This is a genomic window from Streptomyces sp. NPDC014861, from assembly GCF_043081625.1.
Lineage (GTDB): Bacteria > Actinomycetota > Actinomycetes > Streptomycetales > Streptomycetaceae > Streptomyces.
This window is the reverse complement of record NZ_JBIBWV010000020.1, coordinates 75,320-95,562: the sequence shown is the minus strand read 5'-3', so window position 1 is coordinate 95,562 and position 20,243 is coordinate 75,320. Positions and strand designations below refer to the sequence as shown.

Annotated in this window: 17 protein-coding genes; 9 read left to right on the top strand and 8 right to left on the bottom strand. The window is 74.9% G+C overall.

The annotated features are described in order from the left end of the window. Positions 1–159: 159 nt before the first annotated feature. Entirely contained in the window at positions 160–1,158 is a 999-nt protein-coding gene (locus tag ACF1BN_RS29270) for a TAXI family TRAP transporter solute-binding subunit (protein WP_392334599.1), read from the bottom strand. 513 nt (positions 1,159–1,671) lie between these two features. Here ACF1BN_RS29270 and ACF1BN_RS29265 point away from each other — a divergent pair. Continuing rightward, on the top strand, positions 1,672–2,847 hold the full coding sequence (locus ACF1BN_RS29265) for a four-carbon acid sugar kinase family protein (RefSeq protein ID WP_392334598.1): 1,176 nt from the start codon (positions 1,672–1,674) through the stop codon (positions 2,845–2,847). Positions 2,848–2,990: 143 nt separating this feature from the next. Here the strand turns inward: ACF1BN_RS29265 and ACF1BN_RS29260 are convergent, their stop codons facing one another. The 5 genes from ACF1BN_RS29260 to ACF1BN_RS29240 form a co-directional block, all read right to left on the bottom strand. After that, positions 2,991–3,635 (bottom strand): response regulator, encoded by a 645-nt coding sequence (locus ACF1BN_RS29260; RefSeq protein ID WP_392334597.1) that lies wholly within the window; start codon positions 3,633–3,635, stop codon positions 2,991–2,993. After that, positions 3,626–4,924 (bottom strand): sensor histidine kinase, encoded by a 1,299-nt coding sequence (locus ACF1BN_RS29255; RefSeq protein WP_392334596.1) that lies wholly within the window; start codon positions 4,922–4,924, stop codon positions 3,626–3,628. Before ACF1BN_RS29255 ends, ACF1BN_RS29260 begins: the two co-directional genes overlap by 10 nt. A gap of 10 nt (positions 4,925–4,934) precedes the next feature. Further along, positions 4,935–5,594 carry a DedA family protein gene (locus ACF1BN_RS29250; protein ID WP_392334595.1) on the bottom strand — a complete coding sequence of 220 codons (660 nt, stop codon included), beginning with the start codon at positions 5,592–5,594 and terminating at the stop codon, positions 4,935–4,937. Positions 5,595–5,744: 150 nt separating this feature from the next. After that, positions 5,745–6,365, bottom strand: a complete 621-nt coding sequence (locus ACF1BN_RS29245; protein ID WP_392334594.1) for a cysteine hydrolase family protein — start codon at positions 6,363–6,365, stop codon at positions 5,745–5,747. A gap of 176 nt (positions 6,366–6,541) precedes the next feature. After that, complete coding sequence (locus tag ACF1BN_RS29240) at positions 6,542–7,585, bottom strand: GlxA family transcriptional regulator (RefSeq protein ID WP_392334593.1); 1,044 nt, start codon at positions 7,583–7,585, stop codon at positions 6,542–6,544. Between the two features lie 132 nt (positions 7,586–7,717). Between ACF1BN_RS29240 and miaB the strand changes: the two genes are divergently transcribed. Together miaB and ACF1BN_RS29230 are read left to right on the top strand one after the other, a co-directional pair. Continuing rightward, complete coding sequence (gene miaB / locus ACF1BN_RS29235) at positions 7,718–9,247, top strand: tRNA (N6-isopentenyl adenosine(37)-C2)-methylthiotransferase MiaB (RefSeq protein WP_392334592.1); 1,530 nt, start codon at positions 7,718–7,720, stop codon at positions 9,245–9,247. A gap of 128 nt (positions 9,248–9,375) precedes the next feature. After that, entirely contained in the window at positions 9,376–10,185 is an 810-nt protein-coding gene (locus ACF1BN_RS29230) for a class III extradiol dioxygenase subunit B-like domain-containing protein (RefSeq protein WP_392334591.1), read from the top strand. Positions 10,186–10,292: 107 nt separating this feature from the next. Here ACF1BN_RS29230 and ACF1BN_RS29225 read toward each other — a convergent pair whose 3' ends face one another. Both ACF1BN_RS29225 and ACF1BN_RS29220 read right to left on the bottom strand, forming a co-directional pair. After that, complete coding sequence (locus tag ACF1BN_RS29225) at positions 10,293–10,607, bottom strand: antitoxin (RefSeq protein ID WP_392334590.1); 315 nt, start codon at positions 10,605–10,607, stop codon at positions 10,293–10,295. A gap of 28 nt (positions 10,608–10,635) precedes the next feature. Continuing rightward, complete coding sequence (locus tag ACF1BN_RS29220; protein WP_392334589.1) at positions 10,636–11,160, bottom strand: hypothetical protein; 525 nt, start codon at positions 11,158–11,160, stop codon at positions 10,636–10,638. A gap of 171 nt (positions 11,161–11,331) precedes the next feature. Here ACF1BN_RS29220 and miaA point away from each other — a divergent pair, with 171 nt between their 5' ends. The 6 genes from miaA to hflX all read left to right on the top strand — a co-directional run bounded on the left by miaA (position 11,332) and on the right by hflX (position 20,072). Further along, the gene (gene miaA, locus ACF1BN_RS29215; protein WP_392334588.1) at positions 11,332–12,270 is read left to right on the top strand and encodes a tRNA (adenosine(37)-N6)-dimethylallyltransferase MiaA; all 939 of its coding nucleotides are present in this window, start codon (positions 11,332–11,334) and stop codon (positions 12,268–12,270) included. Between the two features lie 108 nt (positions 12,271–12,378). Continuing rightward, positions 12,379–12,831 carry a hypothetical protein gene (locus tag ACF1BN_RS29210; RefSeq protein ID WP_392334630.1) on the top strand — a complete coding sequence of 151 codons (453 nt, stop codon included), beginning with the start codon at positions 12,379–12,381 and terminating at the stop codon, positions 12,829–12,831. A 419-nt stretch (positions 12,832–13,250) separates the two neighbouring features. After that, entirely contained in the window at positions 13,251–14,126 is an 876-nt protein-coding gene (gene dapF / locus ACF1BN_RS29205; protein WP_392334587.1) for a diaminopimelate epimerase, read from the top strand. A gap of 208 nt (positions 14,127–14,334) precedes the next feature. Further along, the gene (locus tag ACF1BN_RS29200; RefSeq protein ID WP_392334586.1) at positions 14,335–16,467 is read left to right on the top strand and encodes a RelA/SpoT family protein; all 2,133 of its coding nucleotides are present in this window, start codon (positions 14,335–14,337) and stop codon (positions 16,465–16,467) included. A 270-nt stretch (positions 16,468–16,737) separates the two neighbouring features. Then, positions 16,738–18,399: a M1 family metallopeptidase gene (locus ACF1BN_RS29195; RefSeq protein ID WP_392334585.1), complete on the top strand. Its 1,662-nt coding sequence runs from the start codon at positions 16,738–16,740 to the stop codon at positions 18,397–18,399. 164 nt (positions 18,400–18,563) lie between these two features. Then, positions 18,564–20,072 carry a GTPase HflX gene (gene hflX / locus ACF1BN_RS29190; RefSeq protein WP_392334584.1) on the top strand — a complete coding sequence of 503 codons (1,509 nt, stop codon included), beginning with the start codon at positions 18,564–18,566 and terminating at the stop codon, positions 20,070–20,072. Positions 20,073–20,243: the final 171 nt, after the last annotated feature.

The following is a 20,243-nucleotide window of genomic DNA, read 5'->3' as shown; positions in this document are numbered from 1 at the left end:
ACGCCGTACGCGCCCACCGGGTGACGACGCGGGGCCGGGGGTGGGGCCGGTGCCGGGAGTGGGGGTGGGGGCGCGGCCGGGAGCGAGTGGGGCCGGGAGTGGGGCAAGGATTGGGCGCGTGGCCGGGAGCCGGCGGCGGCTGTGGCGGAGCGCGTACGGCTAGGGCTTGACCGAGCGGTAGTAGCGGCGGGCGCCGTCGTGGAGGGTGAGGGGCTCGGTGTAGATGGCCGTCCGCAGGTCCACCAGCTGGGCCGGGTGCACCTGGCTGCCGATGCCGTCCCTGCTGTCGATCACCGAGCGGGTGAACCCCTCCACCAGGTCCGCGTCCGCCTCGGCCGTCGTCACCATCAGGTTCGCCACCGCCAGCGTCTCCACCCGCCGCCCGTCCGGGGCCGCCGTGTACGAGTCGGGCGGTATCACCGCCGAGCGGTAGTGGCGGGTGGACGCCCCCGCCTCCCGCAGCGCCTCCACGAGCGGGCCGTCCATCGGGACCAGGCGGATCGCGATCCGCTCCGACAGCGACTGCACGGCCTGGGTCGGCAGCCCGCCTGACCAGAAGAAGGCGTCGAGCTCGCCGTTCTCCAGCATCCTCGGCATCGAGTCGATGCCGACCGGCACGGCGGTCACGTTCCGGGACGGGGCGAGCCCGGCCGCGGTCAGGACCCGGTCTGCTATCAGCCGCACTCCGGAGCCGTCCTGGCCGACGCCGACCCGCAGCCCGCGCAGGTCGGAGACGCTCCGCACGGGCGAGCCCGTGCGGACGACCAGCTGGACGTAGTCGTCGTAGAGCCGGGCGCAGCCGCGCAGCCGCTCGAAGCCCGGCCTGCGGTCGCGGATGTACTGCGCCACGGCGTCGGCGGTCGCGACGGTGAAGTCGGCCTCGCCGGAGGCGACCCGGGCCAGGTTCTGCTGGGAGCCCTCGCTGTCCTTGAGGGTGATCGAGACCTCGGGGAGGTCCTTGGCCATCACCTGCTTGAGCAGTACGCCGTACCGCTGGTAGACGCCGGTGGGGACACCGGTGCTGAAGGTGATCGCACCGCTGGGCTCGGAGGTCCCGAGGGGGGCCAGCCACCACAGCAGCCCCACGCACACCGCGAGCAGCGCGGCCGCGAGCGCGAGGACGCGGCGGCGGACGGCGCGGGTGAGCGAGGCGAACATGCCTGCGATCCTGCCAGGTGCCCCGTGGCCCTGGCCAGGGTGACCGGGCGGGGGCGGTTGTGATGTGCGCCGGGCCGGGCGCTTCCGGTGACGGCGCGAGCGCTGACCGCGAGGGGAGGCGACTCCCGGTGGCGGCGGGAGCGCTGACCGCGACGGACGGCGGTCCCGGTGGCGTCGGGACGGGTGCGCGGCCGGGCGGTGACGCCCATACAGCTCCCGGAGGCCTCGCCGCCACCGGGAGCCACCGCTTCCCGGTCCTGAGGCGCGGGCGGTCGGCGGGACACGCCGCTGGACCGACAGCCGCTCGACCGGTCGGCCGGATCGATCAGCCACACCGGTCAGCCCGACCGATCAACCGGATCGATCAACCGGACCGGTCAGCCCGACCATCAGCCGGACCGGTCAGCCCGATCGATCAGCAGGACCGATCAGCTGGACTGAACGGTTCGCGTGGGGTGAGGGTGGACCGACGGCGTACGCCGTCCCCGTCCGTACGACCCGAGGAAGCCGCCGATGCGCCCCACCCCGTCCGTCGCCCCGCCCCGCGTGGCCGTCCTCGCCGACGACCTGACCAGCGCGGGGGACGGGGCGGCGCCCTTCCGCCGGGCCGGGCTCCCGGCCAGGGTCCTGCTCTCCGGCAGCCCCCTCGCGGGCCACGGGCAGGAGGACGGGGTCCTCGCCGTGGACCTCGGCAGCCGGCTCCTGGACGAGGCCGCGGCCGGTGACCGCACCCGGGAGGCGGCCCGTGCCCTGGCGGGCGCGGGGCTGCTCCTCAAGACGGTCGACTCGACCCTCCGCGGGCACCTGGCCGCGGAGATCCGCGCCGCGCGGGAGGGCTCGGGCCGGCCGGCGGTGGTGATCGCTCCGGCCTTCCCGGCCGAGGGCCGTACCACCCGCGAGGGCGTCCAGTACGTGCGCGGCGTACGCGTCGACGAGAGCGAGTTCGCCCGCGACCCCGCCCACCCCGTCAGGACCGCCGACCTCGCCCGCATCCTCCCCGAAGCGGCCCTCGTCGGCCCCGACCGGACCGACGGACTCCCCGAACTCCCCGAACTCCTCGCGGAGGGAGGTCTCTTCGTCTGCTCCGCCGAGACGGACGCCGACCTCGACCGCCTCGTCGCCTCGGTCCCCGACCACCGGGCCGTCCTGTGGGTCGGTTCCCCGGGCCTGGCCGCCGCCCTCGCCCGCCACCACGCCCTCCCGGCCCTCGCCACCGATGACGAACTCCCGCCCGCCGTACGTCCGCTGGTCGCCGTCGGCAGCGCCAACCCCGCCACCCGGAGGCAGCTCGCCCTGCTCGCCGCCGAGCCGGGCGCGGTCAGCGCCGACGCCCCCGAGGGGCTGCGGGCCGCCGACACCCTCGTACGCATCCTCCACACGCCCCACGAACGGCGGGCGGATCCGGCGGAGTTGACCCGGCACCTCGCCGCCTCGGTGGCGGCGCTGGCCGGTCACGCCCCCTTCGACGGGCTCGTGCTCACCGGCGGCGAGACCGCCGAGGCCGTTCTGCGCGCCCTCGGGGCCCACGGCATCGACCTCCACGACGAGCCCGAACCGGGCATCGCCCGCGGCACCCTCACGGGCCCCGGGGCCGTCCCGCGTATCCCCGTCGTCATCAAGGCCGGCGGCTTCGGCGACGACCGCACCCTGCTCCGCCTCCACGCCCTCCTCACGGCGAGCCCCGCCTGACGCTAAGCCGCCGGCCCCAGGCCCTCTCGCCCCAAGCCCTCTTGCCCCCAAGCCCCTCGCCGGGAGCGCCGGCGGCAGGTCCTGCCGCCGCCGGCACGCCCCACGCCTCCTCGCCCCCCTCGCCAGGAGCGCCGGCCGGCCGGTCACGCCTCCAGATACCGCAGGACCGCGAGGATCCGGGGGCTGTGGCCCTCGGTCCCGCGCAGTTCCAGCTTGTCGAAGACGGCGTTGAGGTGCTTCTCCACCGCGCTCAGCGACAGGTGCAGCCGCCGCGCGATCGCCGTGTTCGTGTACCCCTCCGCGAGCACCTGGAGCACCTCGCGCTCGCGCGGGGTCAGCCGGGCCAGCGGATCCGCGTGCGCGCTGCGGACCACCAGCTGCCGTACGACCTCCGGGTCGATCGCCGCCCCGCCCTCGTGGACCCGCTCCAGCGCGTCGAGGAACTCCTCGACCTGCGCCACCCGGTCCTTCAGCAGATAGCCGACCCGCTCGGCGCCGGACGCGAGCAACCGGGCCGCGTAGCTCCGTTCGACGTGCTGGGAGAGGACCAGGACGCCCGTCCCCGGCAGCCGTTCACGGATCTCGACAGCGGCCCGCAGCCCCTCGTCGGTGTGGGTCGGCGGCATCCGGATGTCGACGACGACCACGTCGGGGCGGCGCGCCTCCGTCTCGGCGACCAGGGTCACCGCGTCGCCGAACGCCCCGACGACCTCGTGCCCCTCCTCCGCGAGCAGGCGGGCGAGACCCTCCCGCAGCAGGGTCGAGTCCTCGGCCAGGATCACACGCACGGCAGCTCCGCGACGATGGTGGTGGGTCCCCCGAGGGGGCTGTCGACGCGCAGGACGCCGTCGAGCGCGGAGACCCGTCCGCGCAGCCCGGTCAGGCCGCTGCCCGCCGGATCGGCACCTCCCCGGCCGTCGTCCTCGACGCGCACGGTCAGCGGGGCGCCGGGCGCCCCCGTGACCCGCACCGAGACGGCCGAGGCGGCGGAGTGCTTGGCCGCGTTGGTGACCGCCTCGGAGACGACGAAGTACGCGGCCGTCTCCACCGGGCGCGGGAGCGGCGGTCCCGTCACCTCGTACGCGATCCGCAGCGGCAGCGCGCATCGCTGGGCGACCCCGCCCAGCGCCTCCTCCAGGCCGAGGCTGTCCAGCGCCGACGGGTACACCCGCCAGGCCACCTCGCGCAGTTCGGCCAGCACCTCCCGCGCCTCCCGGTGCGCCTGGCCCAGCAGCGCCGCCGCCCGGTCCGGGTCCCGGTCGCCGCCCCGGCGCGCCCGCCCGATGAGCATCGCGAGGGCCACGAGCCGCTGTTGCACCCCGTCGTGGAGGTCCCGCTCGATCCGTCGCCGTTCCACGTCCACCGCCCGCACCACGGCCGCCCGGCTCACCGAGAGCTCGTCGATCCGGCGCCGCAGCAGTTCCCGCTCCGACGGCCCGAAGCGCTCCCGGGCCAGCCGCGCGTCGAGCGCGGTCAGCGCGGTGAGCCCCTGGAGGCCGAGGAAGAGCAGGACGCCCCCGAGGACGAGTTGGGTCAGCAGCTCCGCGGCCCCGATGGTCCCGCGTGCCACACCGCCGGCCAGCATCCCCGCGAGCACCAGGCCGAAGCCGAGCAGCGCCAGGACGACCCCGCACACCAGCCCCGACCAGGACCGCACCGCCAGATACCGGACCGCGCCCGCGTCCCCGTCGTGGCCCCTGTGCGCGTCCCCGCCGTGACCCCCGCCCGCGTCCCCGCCGTCGCCCCCGCCCGCGTCCCCGCCGTGGTCCCCGTGCGCGTCCGGGCCGCCGGCCCCGCTCCCGTACGGCTCGGGGAAGCGGTCGCCGAAGAAGCCGGTCCGCCGCCTCCGCTCCAGCTCCCCGAGCCGGCGGGCACCGGAGCCGAGCAGCCGGAGGGCGTGGGGTCGCGTGCGCGGCCACAGCAGGAAGGCGCCGAGCGGCGCCCCCGCGAGGAGCAGGTACGCCAGCCCGACCGGCGCCGTCACGCACCCTGCGAGCACCCCCGCGGCCCGCCGGGCCCCCGCCCGCGCCTGCACGCCCCGGACCCCGCGCACGTCCTCGCCTCCGCCCCCGTTCACGGCGTCCACCCTAGGGGCGCCGGTGGCGGGCCGCCCCGCGCGCCCGGAGCCGTACCGTCAGCCAGGTCGCGCCGGCCGCGAGGACCAGGACGAGGACGGCCTTGGAGGCGACGCCCACGTACGACTCGACCAACTCCCAGCGGTCGCCCAGGGCGTAGCCGGCGAGCACGAGGACGCTGTTCCAGACGAGGCTGCCCACGGTGGTGAGCAGGAGGAACAGGGGGACCGGCATCCGCTCCACCCCGGCCGGCACCGAGATCAGGCTGCGGAAGATCGGCACCATCCGGCCCAGGAGCACGGCCTTCGTGCCGTGCCGCCGGAACCACGCCTCGGTCCGCTCCAGGTCCGTCACCTTCACCAGCGGCAGCCGCGCCCACAGCGCGTGCATCCGCTCCCGCCCGTAGAGCGCCCCGATCGCGTACAGGGCCAGCGCGCCCACCACCGAGCCCAGCGTCGTCCAGAACAGGGCGGAGGCGAGGCTCAGCACGCCCTGCCCGGCGGCGAAGCCGGTGAGCGGCAGGATCACCTCGCTCGGCAGCGGCGGGAACAGGTTCTCCAGGGCGATGGCGAGCCCCGCGCCCGGCCCGCCGAGCGTGTCGACGAGGCCGGCCGCCCAGCCGGCGATGCCACCGGCCGGCTCCTGGGCGAGAGCGGTCGGGTACGGCGTCATGAGCCCTCCAGGGTTCAGGGAAGCCCGCCCGGGGGAACCACCGGACGACGCTCTCCACCCTAGAAAACCTCAGGTCACAGCCGGTATGCGTGTTCCCGCCCGCCGCCCCTGCGGAAAACCGCAGGGGCGGCGGGCACCGGATCCGAGGGCTCAGGCGGGCAGGTCCGCGGCCGTCGGTACGACCACGGCGAAGACGTCCGTGAGGCTGGTCAGCGCCGCCCGCTTCAGTTCGGCGGCGGGCACGACGGTGCCGTCCGGCGCGGTGAGCGCGCGGGTGGCGGTGGCCTCGGCGACCACGGTCGGCCGGTAGCCCAGGTTGAACGCGGCCTGGGCCGTGTAGTTCACGCACATGTGGGTCATGAACCCGGCCAGCACCAGGTGCCTGCCGCTGCCGGCGGCGAAGCCGAGGCCCGTGAGGACCTTCTCCAGGTCGGTGGCGTGGAAGGCGTTCGGGTAGTTCTTCACCACGACGTGCTCGCCCTCGACGGGGGCCACCTCGTCGCTGATCGCGCCGATCGGGGCGGTGATGTCGTACGGGGAGCCCTCGCCGCTGTCGTGCTGGATGTGCACGACCGGGGTGCCCGCCGCCCGGGCCCGGGCCAGGAGCCGCGCCGCCTCGGCGACGGCCTCCTCGGCACCCTCCAGGGCCATCACGCCGGACCGGTAGGTGTTCTGGAGGTCGATGAGGACCAGGGCCGCCTCGGAGAGCCGGGCCGGCTCCTCGGACTGCCCGGAGAGGGAACGCAGGGGAGTGGAAGGGGTGATGCTCATGGCAGAACCTTTCATGACGAATCGATCGTGAGGAGGGCGCGGTGAAGCAGCCCGCCCCGCGGAGACGCAAGGAGGAGGAGAGGGAGAGATCGGATGTGAGGGAAGAGGGAAGAGGGAAGAGGGAAGAGGGAAAAGGGCAGAGGGAAGAGGGGGACGGGAAGCGGAGAGGGCCTGGGTCAGCCCGCCCCCGTGCGGAACCGGCGGCGATACGCCGCGGGCGTGGTCGCGAGCTGCCGGCGGAACGCCCGGTGCAGGGTCTCCACCGAGCCGAGCCCCGCCCGCGCCGCGACCTCGGCGAGCGGCGCGTCCGAGGTCTCCAGATGCCGCCGGGCCACCTCGATCCGGGCCGCCTCCACGTAGGCGGCGGGGCTCGACCCCGTCTCCTGCGCGAAGACCCGGGCGAAGTGCCGCTCGCTCAGACACATCCGGCCCGCGAGCCGCTCCGCGGACAGGTCCTCGTCGAGGTGGTCCGCGATCCAGAGCCGCAGCTCGTCGATGTCCCGCCGGCCGGCCGCCGGACGGCTCAGCGGCACCGAGAACTGGCTCTGGCCGCCCTGCCGCTTCAGGTACATCACGAGCTGCCGCGCCACCGCCAGCGCCGTCTCCTCGCCCAGGTCCTCCGCCACGAGGGCGAGGGACAGGTCGAGGCAGGCGCTGATCCCGGCCCCGGTCCACAGCCGGCCCCGGTCCGCCCGCACGAAGATCGGATCGGGGTCGACGGCGATCGCCGGGTGGTCGGCCGCCAGCTGCGCGGCCGTCGACCAGTGGGTCGTCGCGGTCCTCCCGTCGAGGAGACCCGCCGCCGCCAGGACGTGCGCGCCGACGCAGACCGACGCCACCCGGCGGGCGTGCGGAGCGGTCTCCCGCACCCACCGCACGACCTCCGGATCGAGCCGGGCGGTCACCCCGCCACCCGGTGCCGGGTCCACCGCCCCCGGCACCAGCAGGGTGTCCACGTCCGCGCCGACCTCGTCGAAGCCGAGGTCCGCGACCAGTCGCACCCCCGCCGAGGTCCGCACCTCCCCGGCGCCGCCGGGCGCGGCGAGGCGCACCCGGTAGCGGGCGCGGCCGCCCGACTCCCGGTTGGCCAGCGCGAAGACCTCGGCCGGCCCGGTGACGTCGAGGAGGTCCACGTCGGGGAAGACCGCGACGACGACCCGGTGGACGGGGTGCTCCCCGCCCGGGCCTCCGGCCGCCGTCTCGGTACGTGTCTCGGACATGACCCCACCTTCGCCCGCTCCGCCCCATGACGGCAATGACGATTCCCTGTCACATCCGGACACCGGGGGCTCCCGGGCACGAGCTCCGGAGCCCGGCCGGGAGCCGCCCGGGGACCGCCTACTCTTGGATGCATGACCAGCAGCAGCGACCGGAGTCTCACAGTGGGCATCGAAGGACCGAAGACCTACGACATTCGCACCTACGGGTGTCAGATGAACGTCCACGACTCCGAGCGGCTCTCCGGTCTGCTGGAGGAGGCGGGTTACGTCCGCGCCCCCAAGGAGGCCGACGGCGCCGACGTCGTCGTCTTCAACACCTGCGCGGTCCGCGAGAACGCCGACAACAAGCTGTACGGCAACCTCGGCCACCTCGCCCCCATGAAGACCGCGCGCCCGGGCATGCAGATCGCCGTCGGCGGCTGCCTCGCCCAGAAGGACCGCGACACCATCGTCCGGCGGGCCCCCTGGGTCGACGTGGTCTTCGGCACGCACAACATCGGCAAGCTGCCCGTCCTCCTGGAGCGCGCCCGCGTCCAGCAGGAGGCGCAGGTCGAGATCGCCGAGTCCCTGGAGGCCTTCCCCTCCACCCTGCCGACCCGCCGCGAGTCGGCGTACGCGGCCTGGGTCTCGATCTCGGTCGGCTGCAACAACACCTGCACCTTCTGCATCGTCCCCGCCCTGCGCGGCAAGGAGGAGGACCGCCGCCCCGGCGACATCCTCGCCGAGATCGAGGCGCTGGTCGCCGAGGGCGTCTCCGAGATCACCCTGCTCGGCCAGAACGTGAACGCGTACGGCTCCGACCTCGGCGACCGCGAGGCCTTCAGCAAGCTGCTCCGCGCCTGCGGCTCGATCGAGGGCCTGGAGCGGGTCCGCTTCACCTCCCCGCACCCGCGCGACTTCACCGACGACGTCATCGCCGCCATGGCCGAGACGCCGAACGTGATGCCGCAGCTGCACATGCCGCTCCAGTCCGGGTCCGACCCGATCCTCAAGGCCATGCGCCGCTCCTACCGCCAGGAGCGCTTCCTCGGGATCATCGAGAAGGTGCGCGCCGCGATCCCGCACGCCGCCATCTCCACCGACATCATCGTGGGCTTCCCCGGCGAGACCGAGGAGGACTTCGAGCAGACCATGCACGTGGTCCGCGAGGCCCGCTTCGCCAACGCCTTCACCTTCCAGTACTCCAAGCGCCCCGGGACCCCGGCCGCCGAGATGGACGGCCAGATCCCCAAGGCGGTCGTGCAGGCCCGCTACGAGCGCCTGGTCGCCCTCCAGGAGGAGATCTCCTGGGACGAGAACAAGAAGCAGGTCGGCCGCACCCTCGACGTCATGGTCGCCGAGGGCGAGGGCCGCAAGGACGGCGCCACCCACCGCCTCTCCGGCCGCGCGCCCGACAACCGGCTCGTCCACTTCACCAAGCCCGACGAGGACGTCCGCCCCGGCGACGTGGTGACCGTCGAGATCACCTACGCCGCCCCGCACCACCTCCTCGCCGAGGGCCCGACCACCGCCGTCCGCCGCACCCGCGCGGGCGACGCCTGGGAGAAGCGCACCGCCGCGGCCTCCGCCAAGCCGGCCGGCGTCCTCCTCGGCCTCCCCAGGATCGGCGTCCCGGAGCCCCTCCCGGCCGCCGAGGTCCCGGCCTGCGGGGCCGCCCACTGAGAACGACGGGGGAAGGCGGGGCCCGGCGACGCCGCCGCCCCGCGGTGAGGGTCCTGCCCGCCCCCGCACCGGCCGCACGCCGCTGAGCGGCAGGTCCGGGGGTGTCCCGGGGCAGTAGGCTGCGGATCATGCTTGTCGCCGCAGCCGTGTGTCCCTGCCCGCCGCTCCTCGTGCCCGAGGTCGCGAGCGGCGCCGCTCCCGAGCTGGAGGCCGTGCGCACGCACTGCGCGGACGCCCTCGGGGTGCTCGCCGCCGCACGGCCCGACCGGCTCCTCGTCGTCGGGCCGGCGCCCGCGGGGGCGCAGGGCGGCTTCCCGGCCGGTTCCGCCGGCTCCTTCGCCGGATTCGGCGTGGACCTCACCGTGCGGCTCGGCGAGGGCGCCGGCGGCCGCCCGCTGCCGGCCTCGCTCGCCGTCGGCGCCTGGCTCCTCTCCCGTACCGACCGGATCGACTCCCGTACCGACCTGATCGATGGGACCGACCGGGCCGGTGAGACCGACCGCATCGACTCCCGTGCCGAGCGGATCGGCGGGACCGACCGTGCCGACCGCACCGGCGTGCCCGTCGAGGGGTTCGGGATCGACGAGCGGGCCACGACCGCCGAGTGCGCCGAGACCGGCCGCCGCCTGGCCGCCTCCGGTGAGCGGGTCGCCCTGCTCGTCCTGGGCGACGGCAGCGCGTGCCGGACCGTGAAGGCCCCCGGCTACCTCGACGAGCGCGCCGCCGGCTTCGACGCCGAGGCCGCGCGAGTCCTGGGCTCCGCCGACGTGCCCGGCGTCCTCGCGCTCGACGCCGCCCTCGCGTACGAACTGAAGGCGGCAGGGCGCGCCCCCTGGCAGGTCCTCGCGGGTGCCGCCGAGGGTGCGGGGCTGAGTGGCCGGCTGCTCCACGAGGACGCCCCGTACGGCGTCGAGTACCTGGTCGCCGTCTGGTCGTAGCCGAAGGGGAGGCTTCACCGACGAGGCACCCCCACGGCCCCGGAAACGCCGGACGGGCGGTGGTCGAGGAGACGTCCTCCTCGACCACCGCCCGTCCGCGCGTGACCTCAGGCGGCCGGGGGCGCCGGCGGCGGGGGAGTGCCCGGGGTCGGCGGTGCCGGCGGCGGAGGGGTGCCGTCGACGGGTCCGCCCTCGCCGGCGGGCTTGCCGTCCTCCTTGTTCCCGATCCGGTCGATGGCCTCCTTGGCCTTGCCGGTACCGGACTGGATCTTGTCGCTGTACTTGCCCTTGGTCTTCTCGTCGACCATCTTCGCGGCCTTGTCCAGGCCGTGGTCGATCTTGTCCCCGTGCTGCTGCGCGAGGTCGGAGACCTTGTCCTTGGCCGGGGCCAGCTTGGCCTTCAGTGAATCCAGGAGACCCATGGGGCACCTCTCCGTGTCCGTGTCCTGCCTACCTGCGGGCGGCTTCGCCGGTCTCGCTGTCCGCGTCGGAGGCGGCGTCGGAGCCCGAGCCGGAGTCCGAGTCGGAGCCCAGGTCCGAGGTCGAGTCCGCGGCGGTGCCGGCCGACTGCTGCCGCGGAATCTCCACGACCTCGGCGACCTTCCCGGCCTCCCCGGCGCCACCGGCGTCCCCGGCCTCCACGGCGCCACCGGCGTCCCCGGCCGCCTCCGGCGAGGACTCGGGCGACGACTCCGGTACGGAAGCGGGGGCGGTCACGGCGGCGGTGACGGCGGCCGCCTCGGGGACGGTCAGTCCCGCGACGGGCACCCGGGTCACCGGACCGTCCGTGACACCGGACTCCTCCGCCTCGCCGCACTCCGCCGCCGCACCGGACCGCTCCGTCGCACCCGTCTCCGCCATCGCACCCGTCTCCGCCGTCGCGTCGGCCTCCGCCGCCGAGGACTCCGGGGAGACCTCGGCCACATCCTCCGCCGTTGCCTTCTTCTTCCGGCGAAACATTGCGAAAACGCCCATATTCACTCCATAGCGTACTCGTCAGAGGGTCCCGCGCGGGGGACCGACGGCCCGAACTCGGCCGGAACACCAGGGGAACCCGGCCGGAACCACGCACGGGCAACGAACCCTCCACCCGCCTGTCACGTCGCTCGTTCGGGGACGCCCCCGGAGGTTTGCGAGACTGGGGCGGTGAGAAGTGCAGCTCCCGCACCGCGGGTCATCGCCGTCGTCGGCCCCACGGCGGCCGGAAAGTCCGATCTGGGTGTGTTCCTGGCCCAGCAGCTCGGCGGCGAGGTCGTCAACGCCGACTCGATGCAGCTCTACCGCGGGATGGACATCGGCACCGCGAAACTGACGTGGGAGGAGCGCGGCGGCGTCCCGCACCACCTCCTCGACATCTGGGACGTCACCGAGGCCGCCAGCGTCGCCGAGTACCAGCGCCTCGCCCGCGCCGAGATCGACCGGCTCCTCGCCGAGGGCCGCACCCCCGTCCTCGTCGGCGGCTCCGGCCTGTACGTGCGCGGCGCCGTGGACGCCCTGGAGTTCCCCGGCACCGACCCCGAGGTCCGGGCCCGCCTGGAGGCCGAGCTGGACGAGCGCGGCCCCGGCGCCCTGCACGCCCGGCTCGCCGCCGCCGACCCCGAGGCCGCCCGCGCGATCCTGCCCGGCAACGGCCGCCGGATCGTCCGCGCCCTGGAGGTCATCGAGATCACCGGGAAGCCCTTCACCGCCAACCTCCCCGGCCACGAGTCGGTCTACGACACGGTCCAGATCGGCGTCGACGTGGCCCGCCCCGAACTCGACGAGCGGATCGCCACGCGCGTGGACCGCATGTGGGAGGCCGGACTCGTCGACGAGGTCCGCGCCCTGGAGGCACTCGGCCTGCGCGAGGGGCGAACGGCCTCCCGCGCGCTCGGCTACCAGCAGGTGCTCACGGCGCTCGCGGGGGAGTGCACCGAGGACGAGGCGCGCGCCGAGACCGTGCGCGCCACCAAGCGCTTCGCCCGCCGCCAGGACTCGTGGTTCCGCCGCGACCCGCGCGTCCACTGGCTCAGCGGGGCCGCCGATCACCGGGGAGAACTCCCGCGAGAGGCGCTGTCGTTGGTCGAACGAGCGGTTACAGCCTGATCACGTGATGGCATCGGGACGCCCTGCCCGTCATTTCGGCGGTCGTGAGCGTGCCATCATCGAGCATCGATCGACCAAGTGGAGTCCGAGTGGGGAGGGCGCGTGGCGATGGAGGCCGGCCCTCGTGACAGAGAACAGCACGAGTCGGTCCCCGGGGGTGCCCCGGGGCTGACGCCCGACGGGCCCGACGACGCCGAGGGTTCCGCGGTCGAGGTCGACGCGGCCGAGGTGGAGGTCGAGCTGCGTCCCCGGCGCCTGCTGAGGTTCTGGCAGCTCGCCCCGATCCTGGGACTCGCCACCGTCGGCTCCCTGATGTTCGCCTTCCCGCTGGCCTTCGGCTCCGGCGATGGCGGCGCGGTCGTCGCGATGCTCGGCCTGCTCATCAGCTTCTGCGCGGCCGGCTGGGGCATGATGGCCGCCCGCAAGGTCGGCTACACCTGGCCGGGGCTGCCGCAGCGCGGTTCCGGCGAGCGGCCGGACTGGCGGGTCCTCGCCCTGTACGTGGTCACCATCGCGGCCCTCGTCGCGCTCGCGGTCTGGCGCGTCGCCCGCCTGCGCTGAGCCCTCTCGTCCACGCGACCGAGCCGTCGCGTGCCGTCCAGCCGCCCTCGACCGAGCCCTCTTGGACACCTCGCCCGATCCCCCGATCCCCCGGTCGACCTCGCCCGAGCTCCTCGCCGACCTCGCCCGAAACCCCGATCGACCTCGCCCGAGCCACTCGCCGACCTCGCCCGATCCCCCGGTCCACCCCGGCCGAGCCACCCGCCGACCACGCCCGCACCCTGGTCGACCCCGGCCGAGCCGGCTCGTCCACCGCTGTCGAGCCCCCTCGCCCGGCCCGGAGAGGGCCCGCCGCCGGCCCGGGGAGAGGGCGCCGCCGGCCCGGAGAGGGCCCGTCGTCGGCCCGGAGAGAGGCCGCCGCCGGCCCGCCCCGTGGACAACCGGAACGGGTGTCCGGGCGGCACCGTACAGTTGATCTCGTGACCAGCACGCAGACCACCCCGCTCCGCTATCTCAAGGGCCACGGCACCGAGAACGACTTCGTGATCGTCCCCGACGCGGAGAACGACATCGACCTGCCCCCCGCCCTCGTCGCCCGGCTCTGCGACCGCCGCGCCGGTCTCGGCGGCGACGGCGTGCTGCACGTCGTGCGCAGCGCCGCCCACCCCGAGGCCCGCGCCATGGCCGGCGAGGCCGAGTGGTTCATGGACTACCGGAACGCCGACGGCACGGTCGCCGAGATGTGCGGCAACGGGGTCCGGGTCTTCGCCCGCTACCTGGAGCACGCCGGGCACGTCACCGCTGGCGAGGTCGCCGTCGCCACCCGCGGCGGGGTCAAGCGCGTCCACCTCGACAAGGACGGTTCCGTCACCGTCTCCATGGGCCGCGCCGTCCTCCCCGAGGAAGGCGTCACGGTCGCCGTCGACGGCCGCAGCTGGCCCGCGCGGAACGTGAACATGGGCAATCCCCACGCGGTCGCCTTCGTCGAGGACCTCGCCCACGCGGGCAACCTGTACGACGAGCCGCCGTACCAGCCCGCGGCCGTCTACCCCGACGGGGTCAACATCGAGTTCGTCGTGGACCGGGGCCCCCGCCACGTCGCCATGCGCGTGCACGAGCGCGGCGCCGCCGAGACCCGCTCCTGCGGCACCGGCGCCTGCGCGGTCGCCGTCGCCGCCGCCCGCCGCGACGGCGCCGACCCGGCCGTGACCGGAGCCCCCGCCACGTACACCGTCGACGTCCTCGGCGGCACCCTCGTCATCACCGAGCACCCCGGCGGGGAGATCGAGATGACCGGACCGGCCGTCATCGTCGCCGAGGGCACCCTGGAGCCCTCCTGGCTCGCCCAGGACTGAGCGCCCACCCGGAGCCCGGCCCTCGGGCCGGGCGGGATCGGCTCGGAATCGAAACAGTCAACGACTGCCGTGTCGCTCGAATGGGTGATCCGATTCACGCTGGGCGAGAGCGTGACTTCGCCGCGTGGTGGGGTCGGTAGCATCAAGCACCGGCCCCCCGGGCTCTCCCCGCCCGTCCACCGCCGGTCGACGTCGCCGGAGGTGCCCCATGAGCGCAGAGGCCACGAACCCCGTGAGCGCGGTCGACGCCGCCGCCACCGACACGGGCGTCCGCAGGCGCGGACGCGCCCGGATCGATCTGCGGAGGCTCGGCCGGGCCGCCCTGCTCGGCGCCACCGCGGGCCCCGCCCCGCGCGACCGGCTGCCCGACGCCATCAGCCATGTGGCCGAGGCGCACCGGGCCCACCATCCCGAGGCCGACCTCTCCGTGCTGCGCCGGGCGTACGTGCTCGCGGAGTCCTCGCACCGGGGGCAGTTCCGCAAGAGCGGCGAGCCGTACATCACCCATCCGCTCGCCGTCACCCTGATCCTCGCGGAACTCGGCGCCGAGACGACCACCCTGACCGCCTCCCTCCTCCACGACACCGTCGAGGACACCGAGGTGACGCTCGATCAGGTGCGCCGGGAGTTCGGTGACGAGGTGGCGTACCTCGTCGACGGCGTCACCAAGGTGGAGAAGATCGACTACGGCGCCGCCGCCGAGCCCGAGACCTTCCGCAAGATGCTCGTCGCCACCGGCGACGACGTCCGGGTCATGTCGATCAAACTCGCCGACCGGCTCCACAACATGCGCACCCTCGGCGTGATGCGTCCCGAGAAGCAGGCCCGCATCGCCAAGGTCACCCGGGACGTCCTCATCCCCCTCGCCGAACGGCTCGGAGTCCAGGCCCTCAAGACCGAACTGGAGGACCTGGTCTTCGCGATCCTCCACCCCGAGGAGTACGAGACCACCCGCGCGCTCATCGCCGACGCCACCGGCTCCGGCTCCCCGGACGCGCTCGCCGCCGTCGCCGAACAGGTCGGCGCCGTCCTGCGCGAGGCGGACATCGCCGCCGAAGTCCTCGTCCGCCCCCGCCACTTCGTCTCCGTCCACCGCGTCCGTCTCAAGCGCGGGGAACTACGCGGCTGCGACTTCGGGCGGCTTCTCGTCCTCGTCGCCGAGGACGCCGACTGCTACGCGGTCCTCGGCGAACTGCACACCTGCTTCACGCCGCTCATCTCGGAGTTCAAGGACTTCATCGCGGCCCCCAAGTTCAACCTGTACCAGTCCCTGCACACCGCGATCGCCGCGCCCGACGGGGGCGTCGCCGAGGTCCTCATCCGCACCCACCGCATGCACACGGTCGCCGAGGCCGGCGTCGTCGCCCTCGGCAGCCCGTACGGCACCGCGGACCCCTCCGAGAGCGACACGGCCGCCGAGGACGGCGAGCGCGCCGACCCCACCCGGCCCGGCTGGCTCGCCCGGCTCCTCGACTGGCAGCAGTCCACGCCCGACCCCGACACCTTCTGGAGCTCGCTCCACGCCGACCTCGCGGAGGACCACGAGATCACCGTCTTCCGGGCCGACGGCGGAACGCTGGGCCTGCCCGCCGGCGCCACCTGCGTCGACGCCGCCTACGCCCAGCACGGCCAGGCCGCCCACGCCTGCCTCGGCGCCCGCGTCAACGGCCGGCTCGCCCCGCTGAGCACCGTCCTCTCCGACGGCGACACCGTGCAGCCGCTCCTCGCCCAGGACACCGGCTCCGGGCCCTCCCCGGCATGGCTGGACCACGCCCGCACCCCCGCCGCGCGGATCGCCATCACCGCCTGGCTCCAGGCCCATCCGGAAGCCGCCGCCCCACCCGCCGCCGCGCCGCGCCCGCCGCTCAGCGTGGCCGCCGACCGCCGCTCCCGCGCGGAGCTCCACGCCGACCTCGACGGCGGCCCGCCGCCCCCGGTACGCCCGGCCGGCTGCTGCACGCCCGTGCCCCCCGACACGATCACCGGCTTCCGGGTCCGGGGCGGCGCCGTCACCGCCCACCGCACCGGCTGTCCGGCCGTCGCCGTCATGCACCGGCTCGGCCGGGCACCCGTCCCCGTCCGCTGGGGCGACGCCGCCCACTGCCGGGTCACCCTCGTCGCCGAGTCCTTCGGCCGTCCCGGTCTGCTCGCCGACCTCACCGAGGCCATCGCCACCGCCGGCGCGGAGGTCGTCTCCGCCACCGTCGAGCCGCCCAGCGAGCAGCGCGTCCGCCACACGTACACCCTGCGACTCGCCGACGCCGCCGAACTCCCCCACCTCATGCGCGCCATGCGCGCCGTCCCCGGCGTCTACGACGTCGCCCGCACCCACCGCCTCTGACCCGACACTCCGGGGTGCGGCGGGGCGGCCTTGGGGTTGCAGGCCGCCGGACCGGGGGCGCGTCACCCACCGCCCCTGACCCGACACCCCGGGGTGCGGCGGGGCGGCCGTCGGGGGTGCAGGCCGCCGGACCGGGGCCGCGTCCATGACCGGCGCCGCGCCTGCGGCCCGCCCCCACCGCCTCCGCGCCGGCCCGTCCGTGACCCCTTCGGGTGGTGGGCGCGCGCGTCGGCCGGGGGAGGGGGCGGGGCCCTGGTAGCCCTGGGGGCCATGGCGCACACTTCCCCGCCCCGCCCGCCGGCCCCCACCGCCCCGGACGCTCCCACTGCCCCGGGCACCCCCACCGCTCCCACTGCCCCGGGCGCCCCCGCTGCCTCCGGCGCCCCCACCGCCCCGGGCGACCCCACGGCCCCCGGCACCCCCCATGCCCCCGGCACCCTCACTGCCCTCACCGCCTCCGGCGCCGCCGCGCGCCGGAGGGCCCGTCGGCCCTGGCTCCGGTCCGCCGTCCTCGTCGCCGCCTCCGTCGGCCTGGTCGCCGCCGCGCTGCCCGCCCCCGCGCCCCTCGGCATCGGCGACCCGCTCTTCCCCCACCTGGGCAACCCCGGCTACGACGTCCGCGCGTACGACATCGCCCTCACCTACTCCGGCGTGAACACCGAGCCCCTCGCCGCCGTCACCCGGGTCGACGCCCTCGCCACCGCCGACCTCGACCGGCTCCACCTCGACTTCGCCCACGGCACGGTCTCCGCCGTCACCGTCGACGGCCTCCCCGCCGCGTACGAGACCAGCGGCGAGGACCTGGTCGTCACCCCGGCCGTCCCGATCGACGCCGGCGAACCCGTCACCGTCACCGTCCGCCACACCAGCGACCCGAGCGGCCCCGCCGCGAGCGGCGGCTGGGTCCGCACCTCCGACGGACTCGCGATGGCCAACCAGGCCGACGCCGCCCACCGGGTCTTCCCCTCGAACGACCACCCCTCCGACAAGGCCGACTTCACCTTCCGGATCACCGCCCCGCGCGAGCTCACCGCCGTCGCCAACGGCCTCCCCGCGGGCCGCGCCGACCACGGCGCCACCACCACCTGGACCTACCGCACCCGCCACCCCATGGCCACCGAGCTCGCCCAGGTCTCCATCGGCCGCTCCACCGTCCTGCACCGCACGGGCCCCCGCTCCCTCCCGATCCGGGACGTCGTCCGCACCGAGGACCGAGACCTGATGGAGCCCTGGCTGCGCAAGACCCCCGGCCATCTGGAGTGGATGGAGGGCAAGGTCGGCCCGTACCCCTTCGAGACGTACGGCGTGCTCGTCGCCGACGCCACCACCGGTTTCGAGCTGGAGACCCAGACCCTCTCCCTGTTCGAACGGCGCCTCTTCACCGACCCCCGCTTCCCCGAGTGGTACGTGGACGCGGTCATGGTCCACGAACTGGCCCACCACTGGTTCGGTGACAGCGTCACCCCCCGGATGTGGTCCGACCTGTGGCTGAGCGAGGGACACGCCAGCTGGTACGAGGCCCTGTACGCCGACGAGAAGGCCAGCCGGTCCATGGAACAGCGGATGAAGGCCGCGTACGCCGCCTCCGACGGCTGGCGCGCGAACGGAGGGCCGCCGGCGGAGCCCCGCCCGCCCACGCCCGGCGCCAAGATCAGCCTCTTCCGGCCCGTCGTCTACGACGGCAGCGCCCTCGTCCTCTACGCCCTCCGGCACGAGATCGGCACCGACGCCTTCGACCGCCTGCAACGCCGCTGGGTCGCCGTCCACCGCGACGGCACCGCCTCCACCGCCGACTTCACGGCCCTGGCCGAACAGGTCTCGGGACGCGAGCTCGACGCCTTCTTCGCCGGCTGGCTGCACGGCGAGAAGACCCCGCCCATGCCCGGCCACCCGGACTGGCGCAGCCTCCCGCCCACGGAGGCGAAACGCTGAGGAAACCCGGGTGACGGGCGCCGGGCGGGCGTGTCACCATTTTCACGTCGGCGACGCGGCCGGACGCCGGACCCGCGAGGGACCCCCCTGGGGTTTCCGGGGGAATCATCCGGAGCCGCCGCACGTTGTACCGACATCATCGTTCCGACCGACGTAAGGATCCAATGACCTCCTCTTCTTCCCCTTCCCAGGACGAGCAGAGCTTCGCGGACGAGAGCCTCGCTCAGTCCCGCCGCACCGAGAGCCTTCGGGCCGATGCCCTGATGGAAGAGGACGTCGCCTGGAGCCACGAGGTCGACGGAGAGCGGGACGGCGAGCAGTTCGACCGCTCCGAGCGCGCCGCGCTGCGCCGTGTCGCCGGCCTCTCCACCGAGCTCGAGGACGTCACCGAGGTCGAGTACCGACAGCTGCGCCTGGAGCGCGTCGTGCTCGTCGGAGTCTGGACCTCGGGGACCGTGCAGGACGCCGAGAACTCCCTCGCGGAGCTCGCCGCCCTCGCCGAGACGGCGGGCGCCCTCGTCCTCGACGGCGTCATCCAGCGCCGCGACAAGCCCGACCCGGCCACCTTCATCGGTTCCGGCAAGGCCAAGGAGCTGCGGGACATCGTCGTCGAGACCGGCGCCGACACCGTCGTCTGCGACGGCGAGCTCAGCCCCGGCCAGCTCATCGCCCTCGAAGACGTCGTCAAGGTCAAGGTGGTCGACCGGACCGCCCTGATCCTCGACATCTTCGCCCAGCACGCCAAGTCCCGAGAGGGCAAGGCACAGGTCGCCCTCGCGCAGATGCAGTACATGCTGCCGCGCCTGCGCGGCTGGGGTCAGTCGCTCTCCCGGCAGATGGGTGGCGGCGGCGGTGGCGGCATGGCCACCCGTGGTCCCGGTGAGACCAAGATCGAGACCGACCGGCGCCGCATCCGCGAGAAGATGGCGAAGATGCGCCGGGAGATCGCGGAGATGAAGACCGGCCGCGACATCAAGCGGCAGGAGCGCCGCCGCAACAAGGTGCCGTCCGTCGCCATCGCCGGCTACACCAACGCCGGCAAGTCCTCCCTGCTCAACCGCCTCACCGGCGCCGGCGTCCTGGTGGAGAACGCGCTGTTCGCCACCCTCGACCCGACCGTCCGCCGGGCCGAGACGCCGTCCGGCCGGATCTACACCCTGGCCGACACCGTCGGCTTCGTCCGGCACCTGCCGCACCACCTGGTCGAGGCCTTCCGCTCCACCATGGAGGAGGTCGCCGACGCCGACCTCATCCTGCACGTGGTGGACGGCTCGCACCCCGCCCCGGAGGAGCAGCTGGCCGCCGTGCGCGAGGTCTTCCGGGACGTCGGCGCGGTGAACGTGCCGGAGATCGTGATCGTCAACAAGGCCGACGCGGCCGACCCGCTGGTCCTCCAGCGCCTGCTCCGTGTCGAGAAGCACTCCATGGCCGTCTCCGCCCGCTCGGGCGAGGGCATCGAGGAGCTGCTCGCCCTGATCGACCGCGAGCTGCCCCGCCCGGAGGTGGAGATCGAGGTCCTCCTGCCCTACACGCAGGGCGGTCTCGTCTCCCGCGTCCACGCCGAGGGCGAGATGCTCTCCGAGGAGCACACCCCCGAGGGCACCCTGGTCAAGGCCCGGGTGCACGAGGAACTGGCGGCGGCGCTCGCGCCGTACGTCCCCGCCGCGCACTGAGCTCGGAACCCCGTACGGGCAAGGACCGCCGTACGAGGCACGGACCGCCGTAGGAAGGCGTGGGGGGGCCCCCCCCCCCCCGGGGGGGGGGGGGGCCCCCCCCCCCCGGCCCCCCCCCCCCCCCCCCCCCCCCCCCCCCGCGCCCCCCCCCCCCCCCCCGAACACCCCCAC